Source organism: Stenotrophomonas veracruzanensis (assembly GCF_032911525.1).
GTDB classification, from domain to species: Bacteria; Pseudomonadota; Gammaproteobacteria; order Xanthomonadales; family Xanthomonadaceae; genus Stenotrophomonas; species Stenotrophomonas africana.
The window spans coordinates 57,725-81,179 of the sequence record NZ_JAWJTI010000014.1; the positions used below are offsets into that span (position 1 = coordinate 57,725).

Annotated in this window: 17 protein-coding genes; 9 read left to right on the forward strand and 8 right to left on the reverse strand. The window is 66.4% G+C overall.

The window, feature by feature from the left end; translation table 11 throughout:
• Positions 1-40 precede the first annotated feature (40 nt).
• The 4 genes from R1H25_RS11210 (at position 41) to R1H25_RS11225 (ending at position 5,550) form a co-directional block, all read left to right on the forward strand.
• Entirely contained in the window at positions 41-523 is a 483-nt protein-coding gene (locus R1H25_RS11210; protein WP_005410781.1) for a DUF3574 domain-containing protein, read from the forward strand.
• Positions 524-559: 36 nt separating this feature from the next.
• Positions 560-1,417 carry an SH3 domain-containing protein gene (locus tag R1H25_RS11215; RefSeq protein ID WP_317223604.1) on the forward strand — a complete coding sequence of 286 codons (858 nt, stop codon included), beginning with the start codon at positions 560-562 and terminating at the stop codon, positions 1,415-1,417.
• 109 nt (positions 1,418-1,526) lie between these two features.
• Positions 1,527-3,245: a thiamine pyrophosphate-dependent enzyme gene (locus tag R1H25_RS11220; protein ID WP_317223605.1), complete on the forward strand. Its 1,719-nt coding sequence runs from the start codon at positions 1,527-1,529 to the stop codon at positions 3,243-3,245.
• A gap of 700 nt (positions 3,246-3,945) precedes the next feature.
• Entirely contained in the window at positions 3,946-5,550 is a 1,605-nt protein-coding gene (locus R1H25_RS11225; RefSeq protein WP_317223606.1) for a hypothetical protein, read from the forward strand.
• Between the two features lie 30 nt (positions 5,551-5,580).
• On the opposite strand, the gene R1H25_RS11230 is transcribed toward R1H25_RS11225, so the two are convergent.
• Complete coding sequence (locus tag R1H25_RS11230; RefSeq protein WP_317223607.1) at positions 5,581-6,291, reverse strand: glutathione S-transferase; 711 nt, start codon at positions 6,289-6,291, stop codon at positions 5,581-5,583.
• Positions 6,292-6,461: 170 nt separating this feature from the next.
• On the opposite strand from R1H25_RS11230, the gene R1H25_RS11235 reads away from it, so the two are divergent.
• From R1H25_RS11235 to R1H25_RS11245, 3 genes are all read left to right on the forward strand, one after another.
• Entirely contained in the window at positions 6,462-7,283 is an 822-nt protein-coding gene (locus tag R1H25_RS11235; RefSeq protein WP_317223608.1) for a DUF3014 domain-containing protein, read from the forward strand.
• Positions 7,284-7,464: 181 nt separating this feature from the next.
• Positions 7,465-10,050, forward strand: a complete 2,586-nt coding sequence (gene clpB / locus R1H25_RS11240; protein ID WP_317223609.1) for an ATP-dependent chaperone ClpB — start codon at positions 7,465-7,467, stop codon at positions 10,048-10,050.
• A 97-nt stretch (positions 10,051-10,147) separates the two neighbouring features.
• The gene (locus R1H25_RS11245; RefSeq protein WP_317223610.1) at positions 10,148-10,693 is read left to right on the forward strand and encodes a hypothetical protein; all 546 of its coding nucleotides are present in this window, start codon (positions 10,148-10,150) and stop codon (positions 10,691-10,693) included.
• 40 nt (positions 10,694-10,733) lie between these two features.
• On the opposite strand, the gene R1H25_RS11250 is transcribed toward R1H25_RS11245, so the two are convergent.
• The 3 genes from R1H25_RS11250 to R1H25_RS11260 form a co-directional block, all read right to left on the reverse strand.
• Complete coding sequence (locus R1H25_RS11250) at positions 10,734-11,534, reverse strand: MipA/OmpV family protein (protein WP_317223611.1); 801 nt, start codon at positions 11,532-11,534, stop codon at positions 10,734-10,736.
• 140 nt (positions 11,535-11,674) lie between these two features.
• Positions 11,675-12,964, reverse strand: a complete 1,290-nt coding sequence (locus R1H25_RS11255; RefSeq protein WP_057501269.1) for an ATP-binding protein — start codon at positions 12,962-12,964, stop codon at positions 11,675-11,677.
• Positions 12,961-13,698, reverse strand: coding sequence for a response regulator transcription factor (locus tag R1H25_RS11260; RefSeq protein WP_191849869.1), 738 nt, complete (start codon positions 13,696-13,698; stop codon positions 12,961-12,963). Before R1H25_RS11260 ends, R1H25_RS11255 begins: the two co-directional genes overlap by 4 nt.
• Positions 13,699-13,878: 180 nt before the next feature.
• Here R1H25_RS11260 and R1H25_RS11265 point away from each other — a divergent pair, with 180 nt between their 5' ends.
• On the forward strand, positions 13,879-15,165 hold the full coding sequence (locus tag R1H25_RS11265) for an aminotransferase class V-fold PLP-dependent enzyme (protein WP_317223612.1): 1,287 nt from the start codon (positions 13,879-13,881) through the stop codon (positions 15,163-15,165).
• A gap of 271 nt (positions 15,166-15,436) precedes the next feature.
• Here R1H25_RS11265 and ybaL read toward each other — a convergent pair whose 3' ends face one another.
• The 4 genes from ybaL to R1H25_RS11285 all read right to left on the reverse strand — a co-directional run bounded on the left by ybaL (position 15,437) and on the right by R1H25_RS11285 (position 21,195).
• On the reverse strand, positions 15,437-17,134 hold the full coding sequence (ybaL, locus tag R1H25_RS11270) for a YbaL family putative K(+) efflux transporter (protein WP_057500821.1): 1,698 nt from the start codon (positions 17,132-17,134) through the stop codon (positions 15,437-15,439).
• A gap of 194 nt (positions 17,135-17,328) precedes the next feature.
• A complete protein-coding gene (locus R1H25_RS11275; RefSeq protein ID WP_317223613.1) occupies positions 17,329-18,210 on the reverse strand; it encodes an XVIPCD domain-containing protein in 882 nt (293 codons plus the stop codon).
• A gap of 9 nt (positions 18,211-18,219) precedes the next feature.
• Positions 18,220-18,528, reverse strand: a complete 309-nt coding sequence (locus tag R1H25_RS11280) for a hypothetical protein (protein ID WP_100446574.1) — start codon at positions 18,526-18,528, stop codon at positions 18,220-18,222.
• Between the two features lie 279 nt (positions 18,529-18,807).
• On the reverse strand, positions 18,808-21,195 hold the full coding sequence (locus R1H25_RS11285) for a TonB-dependent receptor (protein WP_317223614.1): 2,388 nt from the start codon (positions 21,193-21,195) through the stop codon (positions 18,808-18,810).
• Positions 21,196-21,531: 336 nt separating this feature from the next.
• On the opposite strand from R1H25_RS11285, the gene R1H25_RS11290 reads away from it, so the two are divergent.
• On the forward strand, positions 21,532-23,397 hold the full coding sequence (locus R1H25_RS11290) for an ABC-F family ATP-binding cassette domain-containing protein (protein ID WP_043400521.1): 1,866 nt from the start codon (positions 21,532-21,534) through the stop codon (positions 23,395-23,397).
• Positions 23,398-23,455: the final 58 nt, after the last annotated feature.

Consider the following 23,455-nt stretch of genomic DNA (forward strand, 5'->3'; position numbering starts at 1 on the left):
TGCCGGCTCGCCCTGTCCCCCCTTCCCCGGAGCTGTACCGATGAAACACCTTGGCCTCGTCTTCGCCGTGCTGCTGGCCACCAGTGGCTGCGCCAGCCTCTCTTCGCAGGCGCCCAGCGCCTATGCCACAGCCACCACCGCCGAACTGAAGGGCGATGCTGCACGCCCGTCCGCCGGCCACGGCTGGGTGCGCAGCGAGCTGTACTTCGGCGTAGGCGAAGAGCAAGGCGCCGGCAACCGCCCGCAGGCCGACACCATCAGCGAGGCGCAGTGGCGCACCTTCCTGGACAAGGAAGTGACCCCGCGCTTTCCGGATGGCCTGACCGTGTTCGATGCCTACGGCCAGTGGCTGTTCCGCGGTGATGCCTCGCCCAACCGCCTGCGCACCAAGGTGCTGGTGGTGCTTCACGAGGACACCCCGCAACGCCGCGCCGATATCGAAGCCATCCGCCTGGCGTGGAAGCAGCAGACCAAGCATCAATCGGTGCTGTGGTCGCGGCAGCCGGTCGAGGTATCGTTCTGACCTGAAGGGGCCATCGTGGCGCCGCAGGGATAGACGATGAAACACAGGGACTACGTGCTGGGCCTGCTGCTGGCAGGCCTGTGGCTGCCGACGGCGGAGGCCAATGAGGGCGACGGCGAAACGCTACGCTTCCAGGTCGCCGCTCACGTGCAGGCGCACGCCGATCCACAGCAGGACAGCAGCGTCGCCGTGCAGTTGTCGCCGTCGGGCAAGCGCCAGACGCTGGAAGGCGCGGCGGATGCCGACGGCAATTCGCGATGGGGTCTGGAGGATGTCGATTTCGATGGCTACCCGGAACTGATTGCACGTGCATCGGTGGGCATGGTCAACGAAGCGGTGACGGTGTACCGCTTCGATCCGGCCAGTGCCGGCTTCCGCGCGCTGCAGGCCGACACCCACGGCAAGGACAGTTGCGGTGACTTGATGGGGCTGACTGTCGATCGTTCGAGCCGCACCCTGACCAGCAGCTGCCGCAGTGGCCCGATGTGGTACACCGATCAGTACCGGTTTGCAGGTACGCAGCTCTATCTGTACCGCTCCGAGAGCGTGTTGATGCTGGGCGACACGCTGAACGCCGCGTTGCATTGGGTGCAGACCGACGAGCAGGGGCCGTTGGCAGTCTGGCGCACCTATGATGCCGCCGGAAACGTGCTTGAGACGGCCATTGCCGATGGTCTGGGCGCACCGCCCGACGGACCGCTGCGTGGCCAGCAGGCCTCTGTGCTGGCGGCGCGCCTGTTCCTGTTCGACCGGCCCGGTGCATCCAGTACCAAGCGTTATCTGGTGCAAGGCGATCGTGTGGAAATGCTGGATGAACACGATGGCTGGATGAAGCTGCGCTACCGCAACCCGAAGCAGGGCGCGGTGGTGGGCTGGATCAACGTCAACGATTGACGAGACATCCGTCTGAAGTTTGCGCATCGAGGCGATGCGCGCCTTGCCCACGGGGGCATCACTTCACCGGGTCTAGCCTCGGACGTTCCCCCGTTCGAGGATGTATCCGATGAGCAAGCGCGTGGCCGAAATCGTGGTGGACGCCCTGCAGCAGGCCGGTGTCCGCCGTTGCTACGGCATCGTGGGCGATACGCTCAACCATGTGACCGATGCGATGCATGGCAGCGAGATCGCCTGGGTGCACGTGCGGCATGAAGAAGTGGCAGCCTTTGCTGCTGGCGCGGATTCGCTGGTGAGTGGCGCACTGACCGCCTGCGCTGGCTCCTGCGGCCCCGGCAGCCTGCATTTCATCAACGGCGTGTTCGAGAGCAACCGTAACCGCGCGCCGATGGTGCTGATCGCCAGCCAGGTGGTGACCAGCGAGCTGGGCATGGAATTCCCGCAGGAAGTGGACTTCAAGGCGGTGTACGCCAGTTGCTCGGTGTTCTGCGAGCAGGTGCACAGCGCCGAACAGGCCCGTCGCGTGGTCACGCTGGCCTGCCAGGCGGCGATCAGCCGCCGCGGCGTGGCGGTGGTGATCCTGCCGGCCGATATCAGCCAGGCCGAAGTGAAGCACGATGTGCCGTTCTCGGTGCACTACACCCAGCCAGTGCTGCGCCCTTCCGATGCGGAACTGCAGCGCATCGCCGAGCTGCTGGGGCAGGGCAAGCGCATCGGCGTCTATGCCGGCGCTGGTTGCCAGGGCGCGCACGCGCAGTTGCTCGAACTGGCCCGGCGCCTGCAGGCACCGATCGCGCACACGTCGCGCGCGAAGGACTTCGTCGAGCCGGACAACCCGTACAACATGGGCATGACCGGCATCTTCGGCATCGAGTCCGGCTTCCACACGCTGATGGAGTGCGACACGCTGCTGCTGCTCGGCGCCGATTTCGCCTGGGGCCAGTTCTACCCGGACAAGGCCACGATCATCCAGGTCGACCGCGATGGCAGCCACCTCGGCCGCCGCCACCCGGTGAACCTGGGCGTGGTCGGTGATATTGCCCCGACGCTGGATGCCTTGCTGCCGATGCTGCCGCCGCGCGAGGACAGCAGTTTCCTGGACGAGTGCATCGAACGTCGCGACAAGGCGCTGAAGAAGCGCGAACAGGAAGAACAACCGGGCGAAGGCGAACTGATCCATCCGCAGCACCTGACCGCGCTGCTGTCAAAGCACGCCAGCGACGATGCGCTGTTCACCGCAGACGGGGGTTCTCCGATGGTATGGGTGCTGCGGCATATCCGGGTGAATGGCCGCCGCCGCACGCTGACCAGCCTGTTGCACGGGACCATGGCCAACGCGATGCCGCAGGCGCTGGGGTTGCAGAAGGCGTTTCCTGGCCGGCAGGTGATTTCGCTGTCCGGCGATGGTGGCCTGGCGATGCTGTTGGGTGACCTGCTGACCGCGGTGCAGGAAAACCTGCCGATCAAGGTGGTGGTGTTCAACAACGGCTCGCTGAATTTCGTCGAGCTGGAGCAGAAGGTGGAAGGCCTGCTGGACAACTACACCGACCTGAAGAACCCGGACTTCGGTCGCCTGGCCGAGGTGATCGGCTTCCACGGCCGCACGGTCACCCGCAGCGAGGACCTGGAGGAAGCAGTGCAGGACTTCCTGTCCCAGCGCGGTCCGGCGCTGCTGGACGTGCATACCAGTCGCGCCGAGCTGGTGATGCCGCCGCAGATCGAGGCGAAGCAGGTGGCCGGTACGGCGCTGTACGCCGCCAAGGCCGTGTTGAACGGTCGCTTCGACGACGTGAAGCATCTGCTGGTGGACAACTTCCTGAAAAAGTAGGGGGTTGGTCGATGCAGGGCTGCGCCCTGCACCCGCTACGAGCCAGAGCCAGAGCAGAAGCTGTTTTGCTGAGGGATGGCGGGGTGGGTCCGGTTGCGGGGGACGCCGTAAATACGTCCCTGTAGGCTCGGTCGCGCCTTGCTCGTGTGCGCTGTCCTGCGCACACGGCAAGACCGGGGTTGGGCGTCCTGCCCAACCCGCCCGAGGCATGCCTCGGGCCCATGGCGCTCACGCCCCCGCAACCGGACCCACCCCGCCTTCGACAGTTTTCCGCTGCTCTCGGTAGGTGTCGACCTTGGTCGACACGGTAGATCCACGGCATGCGTGGATAACGGAAGAATGATCGAAATGATCTTCTGTAGGGCCGAGCCATGCTCGGCTCAGAGCGAAGCGACCCGCTTTTGATCTTTTGATCTTTTGATTCTCTTCCGTGGCTGGCACGCGCGGGAAACTGTCAGAGGCCGGGCGGGTAGATGGCGCGAGGGTGTCCGCGGCATGGATGCCGCGGCCAAGCCCCTATGGACGGGTTTACGGCGTCCCCCGCGACGCCCACCCGCCCCGGCCCAGCCCGGAGTTCGCCGTGAGAGACCCAGCCACGAGGGGCTCCGCCGTTGGCTGGAACCCATCATTCCACGACGGAATTGGCGCACCGGCCCCGCTGGGCCTACCATCGGCGGTCCCCACCCCCACCGCCCCTTCCATGTCCGCTCCCGCTTCCGCCGCACCGCGTCGCTGGTTCGTCGCCGGCGACTTCAACGGCTTCTTCGGCCTGGTCGTCGACAACCTCTCCATCCTCGGCTTCATTGCCATGGCCCTGGTGGGGATCTTCCAGTTTCCCGCCGACGTAGTGTTCGGCCGCATGTTCCCCGGCACCGCCTTCGGCGTGCTGGTCGGCAACCTGCTGTACACCCTGATGGCGCGCCGGCTGGCCGCGCGCACCGGCCGCGACGATGTCACCGCCATGCCGCTGGGCCTGGATGCACCGACCAGCATCGGCATGGCTTTGCTGGTGCTCGGCCCGGCCTTCATCGCCTTCAAGCAGCAGGGCATGGACCCGCACGCAGCGGGCATCGCCACCTGGCAGCTGGGCATGGCCGCGTTGGTCATCATGGGCGTGCTCAAGTTCGTGCTGTCGTTCTTCGGCGAAGCGGTCACCCGAGCGCTGCCCCGCGCCGCGCTTCTCGGCTCCATCGCGGGCATCGCGCTGGTGCTGATGGGCCTGCTGCCGCTGCTGGAAACGCTGCGCTCGCCGCTGGTCGGCTTCACCACGCTGGGCCTGCTGCTGTATGTGCTGATCGCCAAGGGCAAGTTGCCGGTGCGTGGCCCCGGCGTGCTGCTGGCCTTCGTGTTCGGCACCGTTCTTTATTACGGCCTTGGCCTGGCCGGGCTGGGCGCGCCGGGCTTCCACGTGCCGGAGTGGGTGCCGCCGCAGGTGGTGCTGCCGCTGCCGACGCTGGGCTTCCTCGATGGCCTGCCCACGGCGATGACCTACCTGCCACTGCTGCTGCCGTTCGGCCTGCTGATGGTGGTCGGCGGCATCAACGTCTCTGAAAGTGCGCGCGCAGCCGGTGATGACTACCGCACCCGCGACATCCTGCTGGTGGAAGCGGTAGCTACGCTGGTAGCCGGTGTCTGTGGCGGCGTGGCGCAGACCACGCCCTACATCGGCCAGCCGGCCTACAAGCACATGGGCGCGCGCAGCGGCTACACGCTGCTGACCGGCCTGTTCGTCGGCATTGGCGGCATGCTGGGCATCATCTCCGGGCTGGTGCAATGGCTGCCGCTGGCGGTGCTGGCACCGATCATCGTGTACGTGGCCATCGACATCACCACGCAGGCGTTCCAGGCCACGCCGCGCCACCATACCGGTGCGATGGTGTTCGGCTTCCTGCCGTCGGTGGCGTACCTGCTGGCGATCAAGGCGCCGGGCTGGATCGCCCCGGACCAGCTGCCGCAGTTGCTGACCAAGCTCGACGGCCACGGCCTGCCTGAGCTGGCGGTGATCTTCACCCTCGGCAACGGCTTCATCATCACCTCGATGCTGTGGATTTCGGCGGTGGCGGCGATGGTCGATGGGCGCCTGCGCCGTGCCTGCGGCTTCCTGCTGGTGGCGGCGTTGCTGACCCTGTTCGGCCTGATCCACTCGGTGGATCCGCGCGGCGGCATCTATCTGCCGTGGGACCTGGACGGACTGGCACGCATCATCAGCTGGCAGTTCGCCGGTGCCTACGTGGCACTGGCGTTGCTGCTGGGGTTGTTGTCGCTGCAGAAGCAGCCGGTGCAGCCGCTGGGTGAAAACAGCTGACCCCACGGTAGTGCCGGCCAGCGGCCGGCACTACCGTTCGGCGTCCAGCTCCGGGTAATGCCGGAAGATGCCTTGGGTGTTGAACGGCAACCGCCGTTCCGAGGCCAGATAGGCGGCGATGTTCGGCCGCTTCGCCACCCGCTCCTGCAGCGCACGCAGCAGGGGCAGGGTGGGTGCCAGTGCGCGCATCCGGCGTGGAAACATATAGTCCAGCCCGCTCAGGAGCTGGAACAGCGACAGATCCACGTAGGAGTGCTCGCGCAGCGCATGACGGCCGCCATTGGCGGCCAGCACCTGCTCGAAGTAGCCGAGGAACTTCGGCAGCCGCTCGCTGCGCAGTGACGCGGCGCGTGCCTTGGCTTCGGTCTTCTGCTCTTCGTAGTACTTCGATGCAGCAATCGGATGGTGGGTGTCATGCACCTCGGCCACCAGATCGGCGATGGTCAGCTGCAGTTGCAATGCCTGCATCCGCCGCGAGGCCGCTTGTGGCACCAGGTCCAACGTGGGGCCCAGGAAATCCAGGATGGCCGCAACCTGCGTGATGACCTGGCGACCGGCCTTCAGGAATGGTGGTGCGAAGGGCTGCGCACCTTCACTGCTGCCATCGAGAAACGGCTGCATCACTGCATCGCCGTGCACCCGCGCCATGTCGATGTAGTCGGCACCGGCGTCTTCCAGCGCCAGGCGCACGAACTCGCCACGGCCCTGGATGCCGGTCCAGTAATACAGCGCGTACTGCATGGCAGTGCCTCCACAGGAAAAGACCCACAGCGTCGCGCGGGGCATGCAAAGCAGGCGTGAGCGCGGCTCTGGCGCAGGCCCGAACCCGAACGGCAGCGGAACAGGTGGGGAACCCGTTGGAATCGGTGGGGTCACACTTTCTCCATGCGTGTGAAACGAGGTGCTGCATCATGCAGAGTGGAAAGGCGATATGGCCCTGGGTGTTGGGTGTGGTGGTGATCGGTGGCGCGGGCGGTTGGTTGTTCCGCGATCAGCTGAAGCGCCTGGCAGACGGTGTTTCGGTGCAGGTTCAATCAACCCCCGCCAGTACCAGCACACCGCCACAACCGCAGGCGGCCGCAGAACCCGCGCCAGCGCCGCCCCCTATCAGGCATCCGCTGGATACCGAGGCCGCGGCTGATCCGGCGCTGCCGAAGCTGGCTGACAGCGATGCCACAGCCTGGGGCGCATTGAGCCAGCTGTTCCAGGGCGAGGGCCCGCTGACCCTGCTGCTGCGCGATCACCTGATCCAGCGCCTCGTCACCCAGGTCGACAACCTGGACAAGCCCAGCGTGCCGCCGACCGCGCTGGCCGCGCGCCCGCTGCCGGGCAACCTGCAGGTCGAGCCCGGTGAGGGCGGCGAACGCATCGCCGCCGGCAACGCGGCGCGCTATGCGCCCTATGTGCAGGCCTTCACCGCGCTCGACCCGGCGGCGACGGCGACCACCTACAAGCGCTTCTATCCGTTGATCCAGCAGGCCTATGTCGACCTTGGCCGGCCGGAGGGCTATTTCAACGACCGCCTGGTCGCGGTGATCGATCACCTGCTGGAGACCCCGGAACTGGCCCAGGCGCCGCTGGTGGAACGCGATGAGCGCGGCCGTTACCGCTTCGTCGATCCCACCCTGCAGGCGCGCTCGATCGGACAGAAGGCCCTGCTGCGCATGGACGTGGCGCAGGCCCGGGCGGTCAAGCAGCAGCTGCGGGCGATCCGCAGCGCGATCACCCGCTGAGCCCGTCCATCGGGCGGAACTGATCGGGATCAACGCGCCGACCACACCCGTTCCGGCATGCTGGCCGCAGGCTGACTGGCCTCGGCGTGCAGTCGCAGTCACCCTTGAAACCGGGTGGGGCAACCGCATCTTTCCAGCATCGCCGGCTCGGGCCGGCCCAGATGACCGATGAGGTTTCGCAATGCGGATGGACAAGCTCACCTCGCGTTTCCAGCAGGCGCTGGCAGACGCACAGTCGCTGGCCGTGGGCCGCGACAACAGCATCATCGAACCGGTTCACCTGTTCAGCGCGCTGCTGGACCAGCAAGGCGGCAGCACGCGCCCGTTGCTGGCCCAGGCCGGGGTGAACGTGCCGGTACTGCGCGAGCGCCTGACCGAGGCGCTGGATGCGCTGCCCAAGGTGTCCGGCCAGGCCGGCAATGTGTCGATGGGCAACGACCTCGGCCGCCTGCTCAATCACACTGACAAGCTGGCCCAGCAGAATGGCGATGCCTTCATCGCCAGCGAGTGGTTCGTGCTGGCCGCGCTGGAAGACGGCGGCACACTGGGCATGGCGCTGCGCGCCGCCGGTGCCGACAAGAGCCGGTTGCAGGCCGCGATCGACAAGCTGCGCGGCGGCGAGAACGTGCAGTCGGAAGACGCTGAGGAACAGCGGCAGGCGCTGGAGAAGTACACCATCGACCTGACCGCGCGTGCGGAGAGCGGCAAGCTTGATCCGGTGATCGGCCGTGACGAGGAAATCCGTCGCACCATCCAGGTGCTGCAGCGCCGGACCAAGAACAATCCGGTGCTGATCGGCGAACCCGGCGTGGGCAAGACCGCGATCGTCGAAGGCCTGGCCCAGCGCATCATCAATGACGAAGTGCCGGAAGGCCTCCGCGGCAAGCGTGTGCTGTCGCTGGACATGGGCGCGCTGATTGCCGGCGCCAAGTTCCGCGGTGAATTCGAGGAGCGCCTGAAGGGCGTGCTCAACGACCTGGCCAAGAGCGAAGGGCAGATCATCCTGTTCATCGATGAGCTGCACACCATGGTCGGCGCCGGCAAGGCCGACGGTGCGATGGATGCCGGCAACATGCTCAAGCCTGCGTTGGCACGTGGCGAACTGCACTGCGTGGGCGCCACCACGCTGGATGAGTACCGCAAGTACATTGAAAAGGACGCTGCGCTGGAGCGCCGCTTCCAGAAGGTGTTCGTGGGCGAGCCGTCGGTGGAGGACACCATCGCGATCCTGCGCGGGCTGAAGGAAAAGTACGCCGTGCACCATGGCGTCGAGATCACCGACCCGGCCATCGTCGCGGCGGCCACGCTGTCCAACCGCTACATCACCGACCGCCAGCTGCCGGACAAGGCCATCGACCTGATGGACGAGGCTGCTTCGCGCCTGCGCATGGAGATCGACTCCAAGCCGGAGGAACTGGACCGCCTGGAACGCCGCGTGATCCAGCTGAAGATCCAGCGCGAGATGCTGAAGAAGGAAAAGGACGAGGCCTCGCGGCAGCGCCTGGCTGATCTGGAAAACGACATCGATGCGCTGGAGCGCGAGTTCTCCGACCTCAATGAAATCTGGAAGTCGGAGAAGGCGGCGCTGCAGGGTGCAACCAAGATCAAGGAACAGGTCGAGCAGGCCAAGCTGGAGCTGGAATCTGCGCAGCGCCGCCAGGATTTCGCCAAGATGAGCGAGATCCAGTACGGCCTGCTGCCGCAGCTGGAAAAGCAGCTGGCCGCTGCGCAGGAGGCCGAACACAAGGACTTCAAGCTGGTGCAGGACCGGGTCACCGACGAAGAGATCGCCGAGGTCGTTTCGCGCTGGACCGGCATTCCGGTCAACAAGATGCTCGAAGGTGAGCGCGACAAGCTGCTGCGGATGGAAGAGGTGCTGCACAACCGGGTGGTCGGCCAGGAGGAAGCGATCAAGGTCGTCTCCGATGCGGTGCGTCGTTCGCGTGCGGGCCTGTCCGATCCGAATCGTCCGGCCGGCTCGTTCCTGTTCCTCGGCCCGACCGGCGTCGGCAAGACCGAGCTGTGCAAGTCGCTGGCCGAGTTCCTGTTCGACAGCGCCGATGCGATGATCCGCATCGACATGAGCGAATTCATGGAGAAGCACAGCGTCGCCCGCCTGATCGGTGCCCCCCCGGGTTACGTTGGCTACGAGGAAGGCGGCTATCTGACCGAGGCCGTGCGTCGCCGTCCGTACTCGCTGATCCTGCTGGACGAAGTGGAGAAGGCGCATCCGGATGTGTTCAACATCCTGCTGCAGGTGCTGGACGATGGCCGCCTGACCGATGGCCAGGGCCGCACCGTGGACTTCCGCAACACCGTCATCGTGATGACCTCGAACCTGGGCTCGCACCAGATCCAGGACATGAGCGCCGACGACAGCCCTGAGGCCTACACGCAGATGAAGGCGGCGGTGATGGGCGTGGTGCAGGCGCACTTCCGTCCGGAGTTCATCAACCGCCTGGATGACATCGTGGTGTTCCACCCGCTGGACAAGCAGCAGATCAAGCAGATCGCGCGCATCCAGATGCGGGGCCTGGAAAAGCGCCTGGCCGAGCGCGGGCTGAAGCTGGAGGTATCCGATGCAGCGTTCGAGCTGCTCGGCAACGTCGGCTTCGATCCGGTGTATGGCGCGCGTCCGTTGAAGCGCGCGATCCAGGCGCAGCTGGAGAATCCGTTGGCGCAGAAGATCCTGTCCGGCGCCTTCGTCAACGGCGACACCATCGAAGTCGGCAACGACGGCGGCCACCTGGTGTTCGCCAAGGCCTGACCCCGCAAGCGCCCCCCTCTTCGAGTGGGGGCGCCATCGCGGGCTTTCCCGGTGCAGAATCGCCTTGTTGCACTTTTGCCCGGACAAGGAGAACCGCATGGATGGCACGCGCCTGGCTTCACTCTGCATCGCACTGGCACTCGCTACGTCGGCCACCCATGCCGCCGCTGCGGAGCAGGTGCAGCTGCCGCCGATGAAGGGCTACCACCAGGCCCACCAGAACACCGATGCGCAGGGCAACCGCATCACCGAGTACGTGCCCAACGGGCAGACCGTGCAGGACTGGGCCGACATGGTCACCGTCAACGACGCGCCGAACAGTAGCCACGCAAGCCCGCGCGAGTTCCTCGGCATCATCGAAGCCGGTTGGCGCATTGCCTGCCCCGACGCACAGAGTCACTGGATCCGCGAGGGCGAGGAGGGTGGTCGCCCGTTCGCGTTGCTGATGCTCAGCTGCCTGGAGAACCCGGGCACGGGCAAGCCTGAGTTCACCTGGATCAAGGGCATCCAGGGCACAGAGGGCTTCCACACCGCGCAGAAATCGTTCCGCTCCGAGCCAGAGAAGGATGACGTCGTGCAGTGGATAGGTTGGCTGCGCGAGGTCGAGCTGTGCGGCAGCGGGCAGGCACCGGCCCGCCGCTGACCGCAGGGATCAAAGGGCGCCGAGGGGCGCCCTTCCTGCATCAGAAGCGGTGCGTGTAGCCGCTCATCAGCCCGAACTGGTTGGGCTTCTGCACGATCGGGCTGTCGGCTGCATCGCCGAGCAGGCGCGTGCCCTCGGCCGAGATGTACCAGTTGCCGTTGCGGCCCACGCGGTGGCTCCATTTCAGGCCGAGACCGGCACTGACCAGGCCGGCCTTCGGCTTGTGCTCGGCAAAGCCGGTGCGCGCGGCCTGTTCCGGGCTGACGCCGTACCAGGTCTGCATGTAGCCACGGTTGCCGTAGTCGGTGGAGACGCTGCCGCTGACCACGCCGCCGGCCAGGTCGAACAGCGGCATGCTCAGGTTCAAGTGGATCTGTTGGGTGGCCAGGCCGTTTTCGGCCTTGTCCTCGTCCTTGCGGGTGAACTGCCAGGAGCCGCTCAGCACGGCTTCGCCCAGCGTATAACCAGCCGAGACACCGACCAGGGGACGGGAATCGATATCTCCCATGCCGCGCAGGAAGTCGGAACCACCGAGCAGCGAATCCTTGTCCTTGCGGATGCCGCTGGCACCGACATAGACCCGCACGCGGGTGTGCTCGCCGATGGACGTGCCCCAGCCGATGCCACTGGTGCCCAGAAACCAGCCACCCGGCGAGGTGACATCGAAGGACAGCATGGGCGACGCCTGATACTCCTTGCTGCCGCTGTAGCGAGGGGTCGCACCGGCACCGGCGGCGACTTCGAAGGTCCAGTGGTCATCCTTGGCGTGGGCGATCGGGGCGGCGAACAGCGGCAGCAGGGCCAGGCAGAGCAGGGTGGGGGAACGGCGAAGCTGGGACATGGAAACTCTCGACAATGGGAGGAAAGCAGCGCTCGCATCCGGCGAGTGCTGCAGGGTCGTTAGCGTGGCGATACGCCGGCGACCGATCCGTCCGCAGTTGTGCGGGAGTTGTAATCAACTGTAATCGCGCCCGTGGGCGTTCAGCTGGCAGCCAGCGGCCAGTGCATTTCCAGGCGCGCGCCACCCAGCGTGGCGCGGCTGATGCGCAGCTCGCCACCGTGGCGGGCCGCAATGCGGTTGACGATGGCCAGGCCCAGGCCGAAGCCGCCGGTGTCACGGCTGCGGCTGTCGTCCAGGCGGGTGAACGGACGCATCACCTTCTCGCGATCGGCTTCGGCAATGCCGGGGCCATCGTCGTCCACGCGCAGGCAGGCGCGACCGCCAGCACCGACCAGCGAGACTTCCACCTGCGAATGCGCGTGACGCAGCGCATTGCCCACCAGATTGCTGAGTGCCAGTTGCAGCAGGCGCGGCTCGGCATCCACCCGTGGCAACGCACTGGGCTGCACGCGCAGGACCACGCCGGCACGTTCGGCATCACGGCGCACATCGGCCAGGCAGGCCTGCAGCCAGTCGTTGGCTTCGATGCGCTGCATCGGCTCGCCTTCGCTGGGATGCTCCAGACGTTCATACGCCAGCAGTTCGCTGACCAGCCGGTTGAGTTCGGCCAGGTCGCCGTGCAGCCCCTGTGCCAGCCGTGCCCGGCGTTCGCGATCGTCGCTGTCCTGCATCAGGTCCAGGCCGAAGGCCACGCGCGCGATGGGTGTGCGCAGTTCGTGCGAAATGGCATGGGTGAGGTCGCGCTGGCGCTGCACCAGCTCGGCCACGCGCGCGGCCATGCGGTTGGAATGGTCGACGATCACCCGGATCTGCGAGCGTGGCGAAACCTGCGCGCGCGCCTGCAGATCGCCCGAACCGATGCGGTCGGCGTGCCGGCGCAGCGCTTCCAGGTCGCGCCAGAGCAGGCGTACCCAGGCATACAGGCTGGCGCCGACCAGCAGCAGGATGCTGAGGTAGGCCGCGATGGTCATGTACGTGGTCATCTGCACAGCGCCAGGCAGGCGCAGTTGCAGCCAGCGACCGCCGACGCCTTCGATGGGCAGCAGGACCTGCTGGTACTGATCGCGCACGATGAAGCCATCAGCCTTTACGGCCGCCTGTTCCTGTGGGGCGAGTGCCGGAGGCGTGTCGAACAGAGTCAATGCGATGCCATAGTGCGGCTGCCACTGCTGCAGGCGCTCACGCTGCTGGCCGGCATCCAGGCCAGCCAGGCCACTGCGCAGGGCGTACACCTGTCCGCGGACCTGCTGGACGAAAACGCGATCCTGCACGGGCGTGTAGATGCCGTCCAGGATGTGGTTGAGGAAGAACACCGACACCAGGAAGCAGGCACCGGTGACGAACCACAACCACAGGAACAGCCGCTTCATGCCGTCCAGGCCGATGGGTTGAACTGATAGCCACGGCCCCACACGGTCTTGATCCGCCGCGGTTCGCGCGCGTCATCGCCCAGCTTGCGGCGCAGCTTGCCGATGCTGACATCGACGCTGCGGTCCAGCCCGTCGAAGCCGATGCCGCGCACCGCCTGCAGGATCTGGTCGCGCGAGAGGATCTGCCCCGGCTGGCTGGCCAGCAGCCACAGGATCTCGAATTCGGTGGTGCCCATGTCCACCGGCTGTCCATGCAGGTGCACCTCGCGTTGCATGCGGTCGATCAGCAGTTCGCCGTGCATCAGGCGGCAGGGCGTGCCGGTGTTGCTGCTGCCATGGCGGCGGCGAAGCAGCGCGCGCAGGCGGGCCAGCAGCAGGCGGGGCTCGATCGGCTTGTGCACATAGTCGTCGGCGCCCGATTCCAGGCCCAGCACCTGCTCGATGTCGTCCTCGCACGCGGTCAGCATCAGGATCGGCACATCGGAGAAGCTGCGGATCTGCCGGCATACGTCGATGCCACCGAGGCCGGGCAGCATCAGGTCCAGCACCACCAGCTCGGGCGCATGCTGGCGGCAGGCGGCGCCGGCGAGGTCGCCACGCGCGACGTGCTGCACGGCGAAGCCATGTTCGTGGAGGTAATCGCTGACCAGCTCGGCCAGGCGACGGTCGTCCTCCACCAGCAGTACCGACGTGGGCGCACTGCTGGGGGTGGGGGTCCAGGGGGATGGCTGCATGCGTGGGGCCTCCGTGCCCGGGCAGGAGCGCCCGGCGGCGAAGCCTAGCAACGGCCCATGACGGCTGCCTGAATCGCGGCCAACGTGATAACCGGCGGTACGGGCGTCATCGCCAGTGGCTTTCAGCGGGCGCCCCCGGCTGTCCTATGGTGGCGGTTTCCCCGGATGGAGCCTGGTGCAATGAGCGACCCGCAGTGGCAACTGGAAACCTTGGCCGTGCACGGTGGCTACCGTCCCGACCCAACCACCCGGGCGGTGGCTGTGCCGATCTACCAGACGGTGGCGTATGCCTTCGATGATACCCAGCACGGCGCCGACCTGTTCGATCTGAAGGTACCGGGCAACATCTACACGCGCATCATGAACCCCACCACCGATGTACTGGAGCAGCGCCTGGCCGCGCTGGAAGGCGGCATCGGTGCACTGGCGCTGGCCTCGGGGCAGGCCGCGATCACCTATGCCATCCAGACCATCGCCGAGGCCGGTGACAACATCGTCGCCTCCAGCGCGCTGTATGGCGGCAGCCTCAACCTGCTGGCGCACACGTTGCCGCAGTACGGTATCCAGGCGCGCTTCGCCGACCCGGCAGATCCATCCGCGTTCGCCGACCTGATCGACGAACGCACCAAGGCGGTGTTCGTCGAATCGATCGGCAACCCGCGCGGCAACGTCACCGACATCGCTGCGATTGCGGAGGTCGCGCATGCCGCTGGCGTGCCGCTGATCGTCGACAACACCGTGGCCACGCCGTTCCTGCTGCGCCCGTTCGAACACGGCGCCGACATCGTGGTGCATTCGCTGACCAAATACCTGGGCGGCCACGGCAACAGCCTGGGCGGTGCGATCATCGACTCCGGCCGCTTCGACTGGGCGGCGCAGCCCAAGCGCTTCGCTCGCCTCAACCAGCCAGACCCCAGTTACCACGGCGTGGTCTACACCGAAGCGCTGGGGCCGGCCGCCTACATCGGCCGCGCGCGGGTGGTGCCGCTGCGCAATACCGGCGCTGCGTTGTCGCCGTTCAATGCGTTCCTGATCCTGCAGGGCATCGAGACCCTGGCGCTGCGCATGGAGCGCATCAATGCCAATGCGCTGGCCGTTGCGCAGTACCTGAAGGCGCACGACAAGGTCGCCTGGGTGCGTTACGCGGGACTGGCCGACGACCCCGAGCATGCCACCGCGCAGCGCTATCTGGGTGGACACGGCTCGGGCGTACTGACCTTCGGCCTGCCGGGCGGCCGTGAAGCAGGCGCGCGCTTCCTCGATGCGCTGAACTTGTTCACCCGCCTGGTCAACCTGGGGGATGCGAAGTCACTGGCCACCCATCCTGCCTCGACCACGCATCGCCAGCTGGATGCAGCGGAGCTGGCCAAGGCCGGTGTCAGCGAGGACACCGTGCGCCTGTCGATCGGCATCGAGCACATCGGTGACCTGCGTGCCGACCTGGAACAGGCCTTGGCCGGCGCCTGATAGCCGCGCGCTTGGTTGTCATCGCCACAGGCGATCACCACGGGTGCTGCAATGCGCTACGGTGGAGCTGCCTCTCCAAGGCAGTGGCAACGTGGCGATCCAGATCCCCGGTCGATGCGGGTCGACCGGGGATTTTTTTGTGCCGCCGTGTCGACCAAGGTCGACACCCACCAACAGCAGCGGAAAACTGCCATCCCACGCAATGCCAGCTTTTGCCGTTGCCGTTGTTTCGGCAGGTGCAGGGCTGCAAGCCCTGCCGCACGCACACCCCTCACACCACCGGGATACTGTGCTGTCCCAACCCGCGATACGGCGGCGTGGACATCACCATCTCCGCCAGCGAATACGCCAGCTCACGTTCGGCCATCACCGTGCCATCAGCACCGTGTTCCAGCAGATGCTTCACTTCCGCATCGCTGTGCGCGCGCGCCAGCAGGGTCAGGTCCGGGTTGATCGCCCGCAGCTTGGCCAGCGCCTCACCGGCTTCCAGCGGCTGCGGAATGGCCAGCACCGCGATCTTCGCCCGCTCCGGGTGGGCCTCAGCCAGCACCCGGTCGGCAGCGGCACTGCCGCGGATCGCCGCCAGGCCCTTGGCGTGCGCCTGTTCCACATGTTCCTTGTTGTCATCGATCACCAGCACCGGCACGCCGCGATCGCGCAGCACCTGTGCCAGCTCGCTGCCGACCCGGCCATAGCCGATCACGATCGCGTGCCCGTTCAGATCACGCGATGGACCGATCGCCTCTTCCGGCTCGGCCGGCTGCGGCTGCTGCTCCTGCTTGGCCTGCCAACGATCCAGCAGCCCGAATACCAGCGGGTTGAGCATGATCGACACCAGTGCGCCGGCCAGTACCAGCGACTGGCCTTCCTTCGGCAGGATCTGCAGCGCCACGCCAAGGCCGGCGATGATGAAGGCGAACTCGCCGATCTGCGCCAGGCTGGCCGAGATGGTCAGCGCGGTGCTGGTCGGGTGGCCGAATGCGCGCACGATGAAGAACGCCGCGGCCGACTTGCCAAACATGATGATCAGCACCGTGGCCAGCACCTGCCACGGGTGCTGGATCAGGATGTTCGGGTCGAACAGCATGCCGACCGACACGAAGAACAGCACCGCGAATGCATCGCGCAGTGGCAGCGAATCGGTTGCGGCCTTGTGGCTCAGCTCCGATTCGTTGAGCAGCATGCCGGCGAAGAACGCGCCCAGCGCGAACGAGACGCCGAACAGCATCGCCGAGCCGAACGCCACACCCAGCGCGATCGCCAGCACCGACAGAGTGAACAGTTCGCGCGAACCGGTGCCGGCAATGCGTTCGAGGATCCACGGAATGACCCGGCGCCCGACCACCAGCATCACCGCCACGAACAGGCCCAGCTGCACGAAGGTCCAGCCGATGTCGGCCAGCACGCTGCCCAGCGAGTGTGATTCCTTCGCGGCATCGGGACCGAACACACCGGCCATCACCGGCATCATCACCAGCGCCAGCACACAGGCCAGGTCTTCCACGATCAGCCAGCCGACCGCGATCTTGCCGCGCATCGTTTCCAGCAGTCGGCGCTCTTCCATCGCCCGCAGCAGCACTACGGTACTGGCGGTGGCCAGCGAGAAACCGAAGATGACGCCATGGATGGCCGGCCAGCCCATCAGCGAGGCCACGCCCCAGCCGAGCAGGGTCGCAACCGCGATCTGGCCGATGGCACCGGGAATGGCAATGGCTTTGACCGCCATCAGGTCCTTCAGCGAGAAGTGCAGGCCGACGCCGAACATCAGCAGCATCACGCCCAGCTCGGCCAGCTGGTTGGCCAGCGCCTGGTCGGCGACGAAGCCGGGGGTGAACGGACCTACGCAGATGCCAGCAACCAGGTAACCGACCAGGGGAGACAAGCGGAGCTTGTTGGCCAGCGCGCCGAAGATGAAGGCGAGCCCCAGGCCAACGGCAACGATGTTGATCAGGTCGGTGTCATGGTGCATCGGCACTCGCAGGAAATCGGGGGAATGCCCCGATTTTCACCGATGCGGCCACATACGGCAAACCCGGCCAGCGTATCGGATCGTTGCGTGGGCGGCTTGTACGGGCGAGATATCAAGCCTTGTTGAGAGAGGGCAGGCCCCGACGGGCCGAATGGTGCCTACCTATGGGGGGCTCCAGGCGTAGCCGTCGACGATCACACCATCTGCCGGCGCTGGGTCTCTTCCAGGGCAGGCTCGGCCTGCTGCGGCGAGGCGGCCAACTGCTTGTCCAACTGATGAATCTGCCGCAGCGACTCCGCAACGGGTGGCTGAAGGGCCGCTTCAATGTTGATGTGGGCACGCAGATGGCCCGGGTCATCGAAGGCTCCCTGAATGACGAAGATGTTCTCCGGCCTTGGGGGCTGACCAGTCGGCAAGCCCAATACCACATGGTCGATCCGTTCCAGACCTTGTGCCCGGGCAAGTTGGGTGAGGCTGGCCGCCATGCGTTGGCTGGATTCATCAGATGCGCGACCCAGCGATGCGTCCAGCGCATGGACGCCGGCGAGTGCCTGCTGGTGAAGCGATGCCGAGGCATCGCTCAGCGATGGGATGCTGGTTTCCGGCCGTTCGGTTGCCGGTTGCGGCTGCGAAGGACTGGTGGGCCGCACGCGCTCTGCCTTGCGAATGGACTCGATCAGCTCCCGCGGCGTATCGGTGAACAGCAGTTCGCCTGCATCCAGGGACTGCCCAGTAACCTTGTTCACGGTACTGGTCGCCCACGATGCGCAGGTATTGCCATATGACCAGGTGACATTTTCGCCCAAGGCCTGGTCAAGTCGCTTGACCTGCTCGGGAGTCAATTCGTAATAGCGTGAGGCCGAAGGTGTGGCCCGGGCTTCCATGCCTTCGCGGATGTCCGAACCTGGGCCATTGTCCTCAACGAGTGGATGGTTGTCTGGCCACAGGCCATGGAACGTCGTATGGCCGTTTCGCGTCACCGAGATCCAGGCGTGGCCGTCCACGAACTGATTGAACGACCCCTGTGTATTGGGGTCTACGTGACTATGGATGCCGAGGACGACCTTGTCGCTCATGGGATGCCCTTACGGAAAAATCTGTGTTTCGCCATCGGCGAACAGCATCACCACGCGCGGCGCCATCAAGGGAATTTCCTGACGGGCCGGGCCAGCAGGTCCGGGCTTCACGTCGCGCCGCAGCATGGTTGTGCATTGGCCGGATATGGGGCAGCGATCAACAACGACTTTCATGGTGCCCCCTTCCACCACATAGCTCATCCCTGCCGCGTAATACATGCTTTCCATCGGTTCATTGAACTGGACCTGGAGCTTCGCCGCGGAGAGCTGGGTGACGACGACCGGCTCAAGGCTCGATTTGGAATAGCTGGGTTTCACGTGATCTCCTGAACACCCTGACAGGGGGGCCGCCAGCGCAACCCACGCGAGCGCAGCGTACACATGGCGGCGAGTGATGCAGGCTCTCGTCACGGAGCGGCTCCTTCGTTGGTCCGCTGATTATGCACGGGGCGACCTATGAGGCGCGTGCAACAGAGCACAGCCTGGAAACCGGGTGCAGGAGCTGGCAACGGTATACGGTCAGGACCGCGCCTGCCCCGAGGCCGCCGGCGGGTGTGTGGAGCAGCGCCGGGCAGGGCCCGGCGCACCCATTACCGCTTACCAGGTGTACTTGACCCGCCCATACACATACGCGCCGTTGAAGCCGAACGGCGAGTAGTTGCTGTACGGCAGCATGCCGAAGGTCGAGTTCTGCAGGTCTTCGGTGCGGTCCGGGTACTTGTCCAGCAGGTTGTCGGCGCCCACGGTCAGGGTCCAGTTGCTGCTCGGCTTGTAGCTGGCCGAGGCATCCACCACCCAGGCGTCGCCGTAGGTCTGGTCGCGCAGCGCGGTGGCCGAGTTGCGTACGGTGAACCTGCCGTAGCGGGTCGCGGCCAGGCCCAGTTCCCAGTGGTCCGAACGCCAGGTGCCGCTCAGGATCGCCTTGTCGCGCGGGTAGCTGTCCTCGATGCGGCCGATCTCATCGCGGCCGATCAGCGACTGGGTCAGGCCCAGCGTGCCGAACACCGCCGGGGTGCCGCCGACGCGGCGCACTTCGGTGTCGTTGTAGCTGTACGCAGCGGTCAGCTCCAGGCTGCTGGCGCTGAACGGCACCGTGTAGCTGGACACGAAGTCGACGCCACGAGTGCGGGTATCCAGGCCGTTGGTGAAGTACGAGAACGCGGTCACCTGCGGCAGGCCCAGCGTGCCCAGCAGCGCGCTGGTGGCCGCGTTGGTGGTGATGCTGGACGACAATGCGATGCGGTCATCGATGTCGATCTGGTACGCGTCGACGGTGATGTACAGGCGGTCGACCGGCTGCAGCACCAGGCCCAGGCTGTAGGAGGTGGAGGTCTCGGCCTTCAACGGCGAGGCGCCCAGCGCCTGCGCAGCCGGGCTGGTGGTCGGGAAGGTGCCGCGCTCGACGAATACGCCATTGAGGAACTGGCTGGTGACCGCCTGGTAGCCCTGCTGCGCCAGCGAGGGCGCGCGGAAGCCGCTGGAGGCGGTGGCCCGCAGCGCGACCTTGTCGGTGAATGCATAGCGCGCCGAAAGCTTGCCGGAGAAGCGGTCGCCGAAGTCCGAGTAGTCCTCGTAGCGGCCGGTGATGCCGGCCGAGAACTTCTCGGTCAGGTCCGCTTCCAGGCCGGCGTAGACCGCGTAGTTGTGGCGGTCGGCATGCACTTCATTGGTCGGGGTGAAGCCCGCGAAGCCCTGCGCACCGCTGCCGGTGTACGAGTTCAGTTCGCCCGGGTTCTGGTCCCACTTTTCCTTGCGGTACTCACCGCCGAAGGACAGCGTGACCGGGTAGGCCAGGCCCCAGTCCAGCGACTTGGTCAGGTCGGCATTGAAGATGTCCTGCTGGTACTTCAGCGTGCCGTCGTAGAACGAGCGCGGGCTGCTGGCACCGAGGCTGTAGTTGATGCTGTTGCGGGTGTGGAAGTCGAGGGTGTTCTCGCCGTGGTTCAGGCTCAGGTCCCAGGTCCAGCCGTTGTCGGTGTTGCCCTTGACGCCGGCCACCAGCGAGCGGTCCTTGGAGTACTGGTTGATCTCCGGCACGAAGCCGTCCGGGTAGGTCTGCGCCAGCAGCGCGGTCTGCCCGTTGTGGTTGCGCGAGCGGTAGAACGCGAACGAGGTGATGTCGCGGTTGCTGAGCAGCGCGCTGGCGTAGCCGGTTACGTGGTCGCTGAAATCGAAGCTGGCGTTGGCCGAGGCGGCGGTGGCATCCACGCGCGGGTCGCCGACGATGAAGGTCTTCTGGCCGATGCTCGGAAAGTTGCCGGTATTCGGCGTGGTGCCGCGGTACGGGCCGGCGCGGTTGCTCTCGTCCTGCTGGCTGATCTGGCCGGCCACATGCACGCGGCCACGGCCATTGCCGAACTCGACGCCGGTATCGCCGGAGAGCTGGTACTTGTTGCCGTCACCGGCTGAGTACTGGCCGTAGTCCACGGCCAGGCTGCCGCCACGGCCGCTGCCCTTGAGCACGATGTTGATGACGCCGGCGATGGCGTCCGAGCCGTACTGCGCCGACGCGCCGTCGCGCAGCACTTCCACGCGCTCGATGGCGGCGATCGGGATCGCGTTGATGTCCACCGCCGATGAGCCACGGCCGATGCTGCCGTTGACGTTGATCATCGCCGAGGTGTGACGGCGCTTGCCGTTGACCAGCACCAGCACCTGGTCCGGCGACAGGCCACGCAGCTGCGCCGGGCGCACGCCGCTGGTGCCGTCGGTCAGGGCCGGGCGCGGGAAGTTCAGCGAGGGCAGCGCGCGCGACAGCGCGGTGGCCAGCTCGCTTGTGCCGGTGGACTGCAGGGCTTCGGGGGTGATGATGTCGATCGGCGACTGCGATTCGGCGACGGTGCGGTCGGCCACGCGGGTGCCGGTGACGATCACCGTGTCCAGGGTGTTGGCGGCGGTGCCAGCCTGCTGGGCAGCGGCAACGAACGGAGAGCCACCGAGTGCGACAGCGACGGCGGCGGCGATCAGGCTGGTCTTGCGGGTCATCGGGATGGGGCTCCGGTTGGCGGGGGCGGCACCGGAATCGACATCACGGGGGTGAGGCGGACGGCGGTTGTTGCGGTGCGCAATACAGGAATTAACGGGATATTCAGCGCCTGTCAAATGCCGGTCATCGGGAAAAACGTTGCAGCAGCAACCATTTAGCCCGAATTGGCACTGGCGGGGGAGGGAGCCCGGGACGCGCGCGGCGAGGACGTGGGAGAGAGGAACGCCGGCCGCCGCGCATCCCGGGACGCGTCAAGTATTCGTTAACGCTAGAATTGCGTCGCAGGAACAGTGCTCACCAGCACATTCCATCTGGTTATATGGACGCCTCCCCCGATGATTTCCCTTCGTAATTTCGCCTTGCGCCGTGGCGAGCGGCTGCTGTTGTCCAATGTCGACCTGACCCTGCACGCCGGTTACCGGGTGGGTGTGGTCGGCCGCAACGGTGCTGGCAAGTCCAGCCTGTTCGCGGCGGTGAAGGGCGAGCTGGAGGCCGACAAGGGCGATGTCGATCTGCCCGGCAAGGTGCGCATCGCCAGCGTCGCCCAGGAAACCCCGTCGCTGCCCGACCCGGCGCTGAGCTTCGTGCTCGGCGGTGACATCGAGGTGGCCGCAGTGCTGGCCGCCGAGGCCGAGGCGACCGCCCGCGAAGACTGGGAGGCCGTGGCCGAGGCGCACACCAAGATGGCCGAGCTCAATGCCTACGACGCCGAAGCGCGCGCCGGCAAGCTGCTGCACGGCCTCGGCTTCCCGGCCGAGACCCATCACCGTGCGGTGTCCTCGTTCTCTGGTGGCTGGCGCGTGCGCCTGAACCTGGCACGCGCGCTGATGATGCCCAGCGACCTGCTGCTGCTGGACGAACCGACCAACCACCTGGATCTGGACGCGGTGTATTGGCTGGAGCAGTGGCTGCTGAAGTACCCGGGCACCCTGCTGCTGATCTCGCATGACCGCGAGTTCCTCGACAACGTGGCCACCCACACCCTGCACCTGCACGGTGGCGGCGCCAAGCTCTACCCGGGCGGCTACACCGACTTCGAGCGCCAGCGCGCCGAACAGCTGCGCCAGCAGCAGATCGCGCACGAGAAGGAACAGGCCGAGCGCGCCCACCTGCAGAGCTTCATCGACCGCTTCAAGGCGCAGGCCAGCAAGGCCGCGCAGGCGCAGAGCCGCATGAAGCGCCTGGCCAAGCTGGCCGGCACGGAAGCGGTGCGCGCCGAGCGCGAGTTCCGCATCGAGTTCGCGCCGCCGGCCAAGCTGCCGTTCTCGCTGATCCGCCTGAACCACGTCGAGGCCGGCTACGGCAAGGACGCGGTGATCCTGCACAACGTCGGCTTCGGCCTGGAAGCGGGCCAGCGGATCGGCCTGCTCGGCCCGAACGGTGCCGGTAAGACCACCCTGGTGAAGACCCTGGTGGGCGAGCTGGCGCCGATCGTTGGCGAGCGCATGGCGCATCCGGACCTGAAGATCGGCTACTTCGCCCAGCACACGGTGGAGTCGCTGCACGAAGGCCAGTCGCCGATGGAGCACTTCCGCGAGATCGCCCCGGACGCACCGAACCAGTCGTTCCGCGATTTCCTCGGCAAGTGGAACTTCCCGGGCGACCGTGCATTCGAGCCGGTGGATGGTTTCTCCGGTGGCGAGCGCGCGCGCCTGGCGCTGGCGCTGATCGCCTGGCAGCAGCCGAACGTGCTGCTGCTGGACGAACCGACCAACCACCTTGACCTGGAAATGCGCGAAGCGCTGGCCGAAGCACTGGCCACCTTCGAGGGCGCGATCGTGATGGTCTCGCATGACCGCCACCTGATCGGCCTGGTCTGCGACACCTACTGGCGCGTGGCCGATGGCGTGGTCGAACCGTTCGATGGTGACCTCGACGCCTACGCCGCGTGGCTGCGCACCCGCCCGCAGGCGCAGGGCACCAAGGCGCGCATGGAGCAGGTGGAAGAGCCGGTAGTGGTCAAGACCGCCCCGGTGGCGCAGGTGGTGCAGAAGAAGCCGGTGAACCCGCACAAGCTGGCCGCCGCCGAAGCGAAAGTGGCCGAGCTGGAAGGCGCACTGGCCGAACTGGATCGCCAGCTGGCCGACCCGGCCAACTACGCCGATGCCACCCGCATGGCCGTGATCGGCCGTGACCGCGAAACCGCCGCCGCCCAGCTGGAAAAAGCCGAGGCAGCGTGGATGGAACTGCTGGAGTCCTGATCACGCAAAAAAAGGGGACGGAGGGGATTAAGTCGTTTGTGCCACAAACGACTTAATC

What these genes read in the sequence shown, in the direction of transcription:
- R1H25_RS11285 (WP_317223614.1), bottom strand. Translation starts at nt 21,195, where the DNA reads ATGACCCGCAAGACCAGCCTGATCGCCGCCGCCGTCGCTGTCGCACTC.
- clpB (WP_317223609.1), top strand. Translation starts at nt 7,465, where the DNA reads ATGCGGATGGACAAGCTCACCTCGCGTTTCCAGCAGGCGCTGGCAGAC.
- R1H25_RS11235 (WP_317223608.1), top strand. Translation starts at nt 6,462, where the DNA reads ATGCAGAGTGGAAAGGCGATATGGCCCTGGGTGTTGGGTGTGGTGGTG.
- R1H25_RS11255 (WP_057501269.1), bottom strand. Translation starts at nt 12,964, where the DNA reads ATGAAGCGGCTGTTCCTGTGGTTGTGGTTCGTCACCGGTGCCTGCTTC.
- R1H25_RS11275 (WP_317223613.1), bottom strand. Translation starts at nt 18,210, where the DNA reads ATGAGCGACAAGGTCGTCCTCGGCATCCATAGTCACGTAGACCCCAAT.
- R1H25_RS11230 (WP_317223607.1), bottom strand. Translation starts at nt 6,291, where the DNA reads ATGCAGTACGCGCTGTATTACTGGACCGGCATCCAGGGCCGTGGCGAG.
- R1H25_RS11210 (WP_005410781.1), top strand. Translation starts at nt 41, where the DNA reads ATGAAACACCTTGGCCTCGTCTTCGCCGTGCTGCTGGCCACCAGTGGC.
- R1H25_RS11215 (WP_317223604.1), top strand. Translation starts at nt 560, where the DNA reads ATGAAACACAGGGACTACGTGCTGGGCCTGCTGCTGGCAGGCCTGTGG.
- R1H25_RS11290 (WP_043400521.1), top strand. Translation starts at nt 21,532, where the DNA reads ATGATTTCCCTTCGTAATTTCGCCTTGCGCCGTGGCGAGCGGCTGCTG.
- R1H25_RS11225 (WP_317223606.1), top strand. Translation starts at nt 3,946, where the DNA reads ATGTCCGCTCCCGCTTCCGCCGCACCGCGTCGCTGGTTCGTCGCCGGC.
- R1H25_RS11260 (WP_191849869.1), bottom strand. Translation starts at nt 13,698, where the DNA reads ATGCAGCCATCCCCCTGGACCCCCACCCCCAGCAGTGCGCCCACGTCG.
- R1H25_RS11250 (WP_317223611.1), bottom strand. Translation starts at nt 11,534, where the DNA reads ATGTCCCAGCTTCGCCGTTCCCCCACCCTGCTCTGCCTGGCCCTGCTG.
- ybaL (WP_057500821.1), bottom strand. Translation starts at nt 17,134, where the DNA reads ATGCACCATGACACCGACCTGATCAACATCGTTGCCGTTGGCCTGGGG.
- R1H25_RS11265 (WP_317223612.1), top strand. Translation starts at nt 13,879, where the DNA reads ATGAGCGACCCGCAGTGGCAACTGGAAACCTTGGCCGTGCACGGTGGC.
- R1H25_RS11220 (WP_317223605.1), top strand. Translation starts at nt 1,527, where the DNA reads ATGAGCAAGCGCGTGGCCGAAATCGTGGTGGACGCCCTGCAGCAGGCC.
- R1H25_RS11245 (WP_317223610.1), top strand. Translation starts at nt 10,148, where the DNA reads ATGGATGGCACGCGCCTGGCTTCACTCTGCATCGCACTGGCACTCGCT.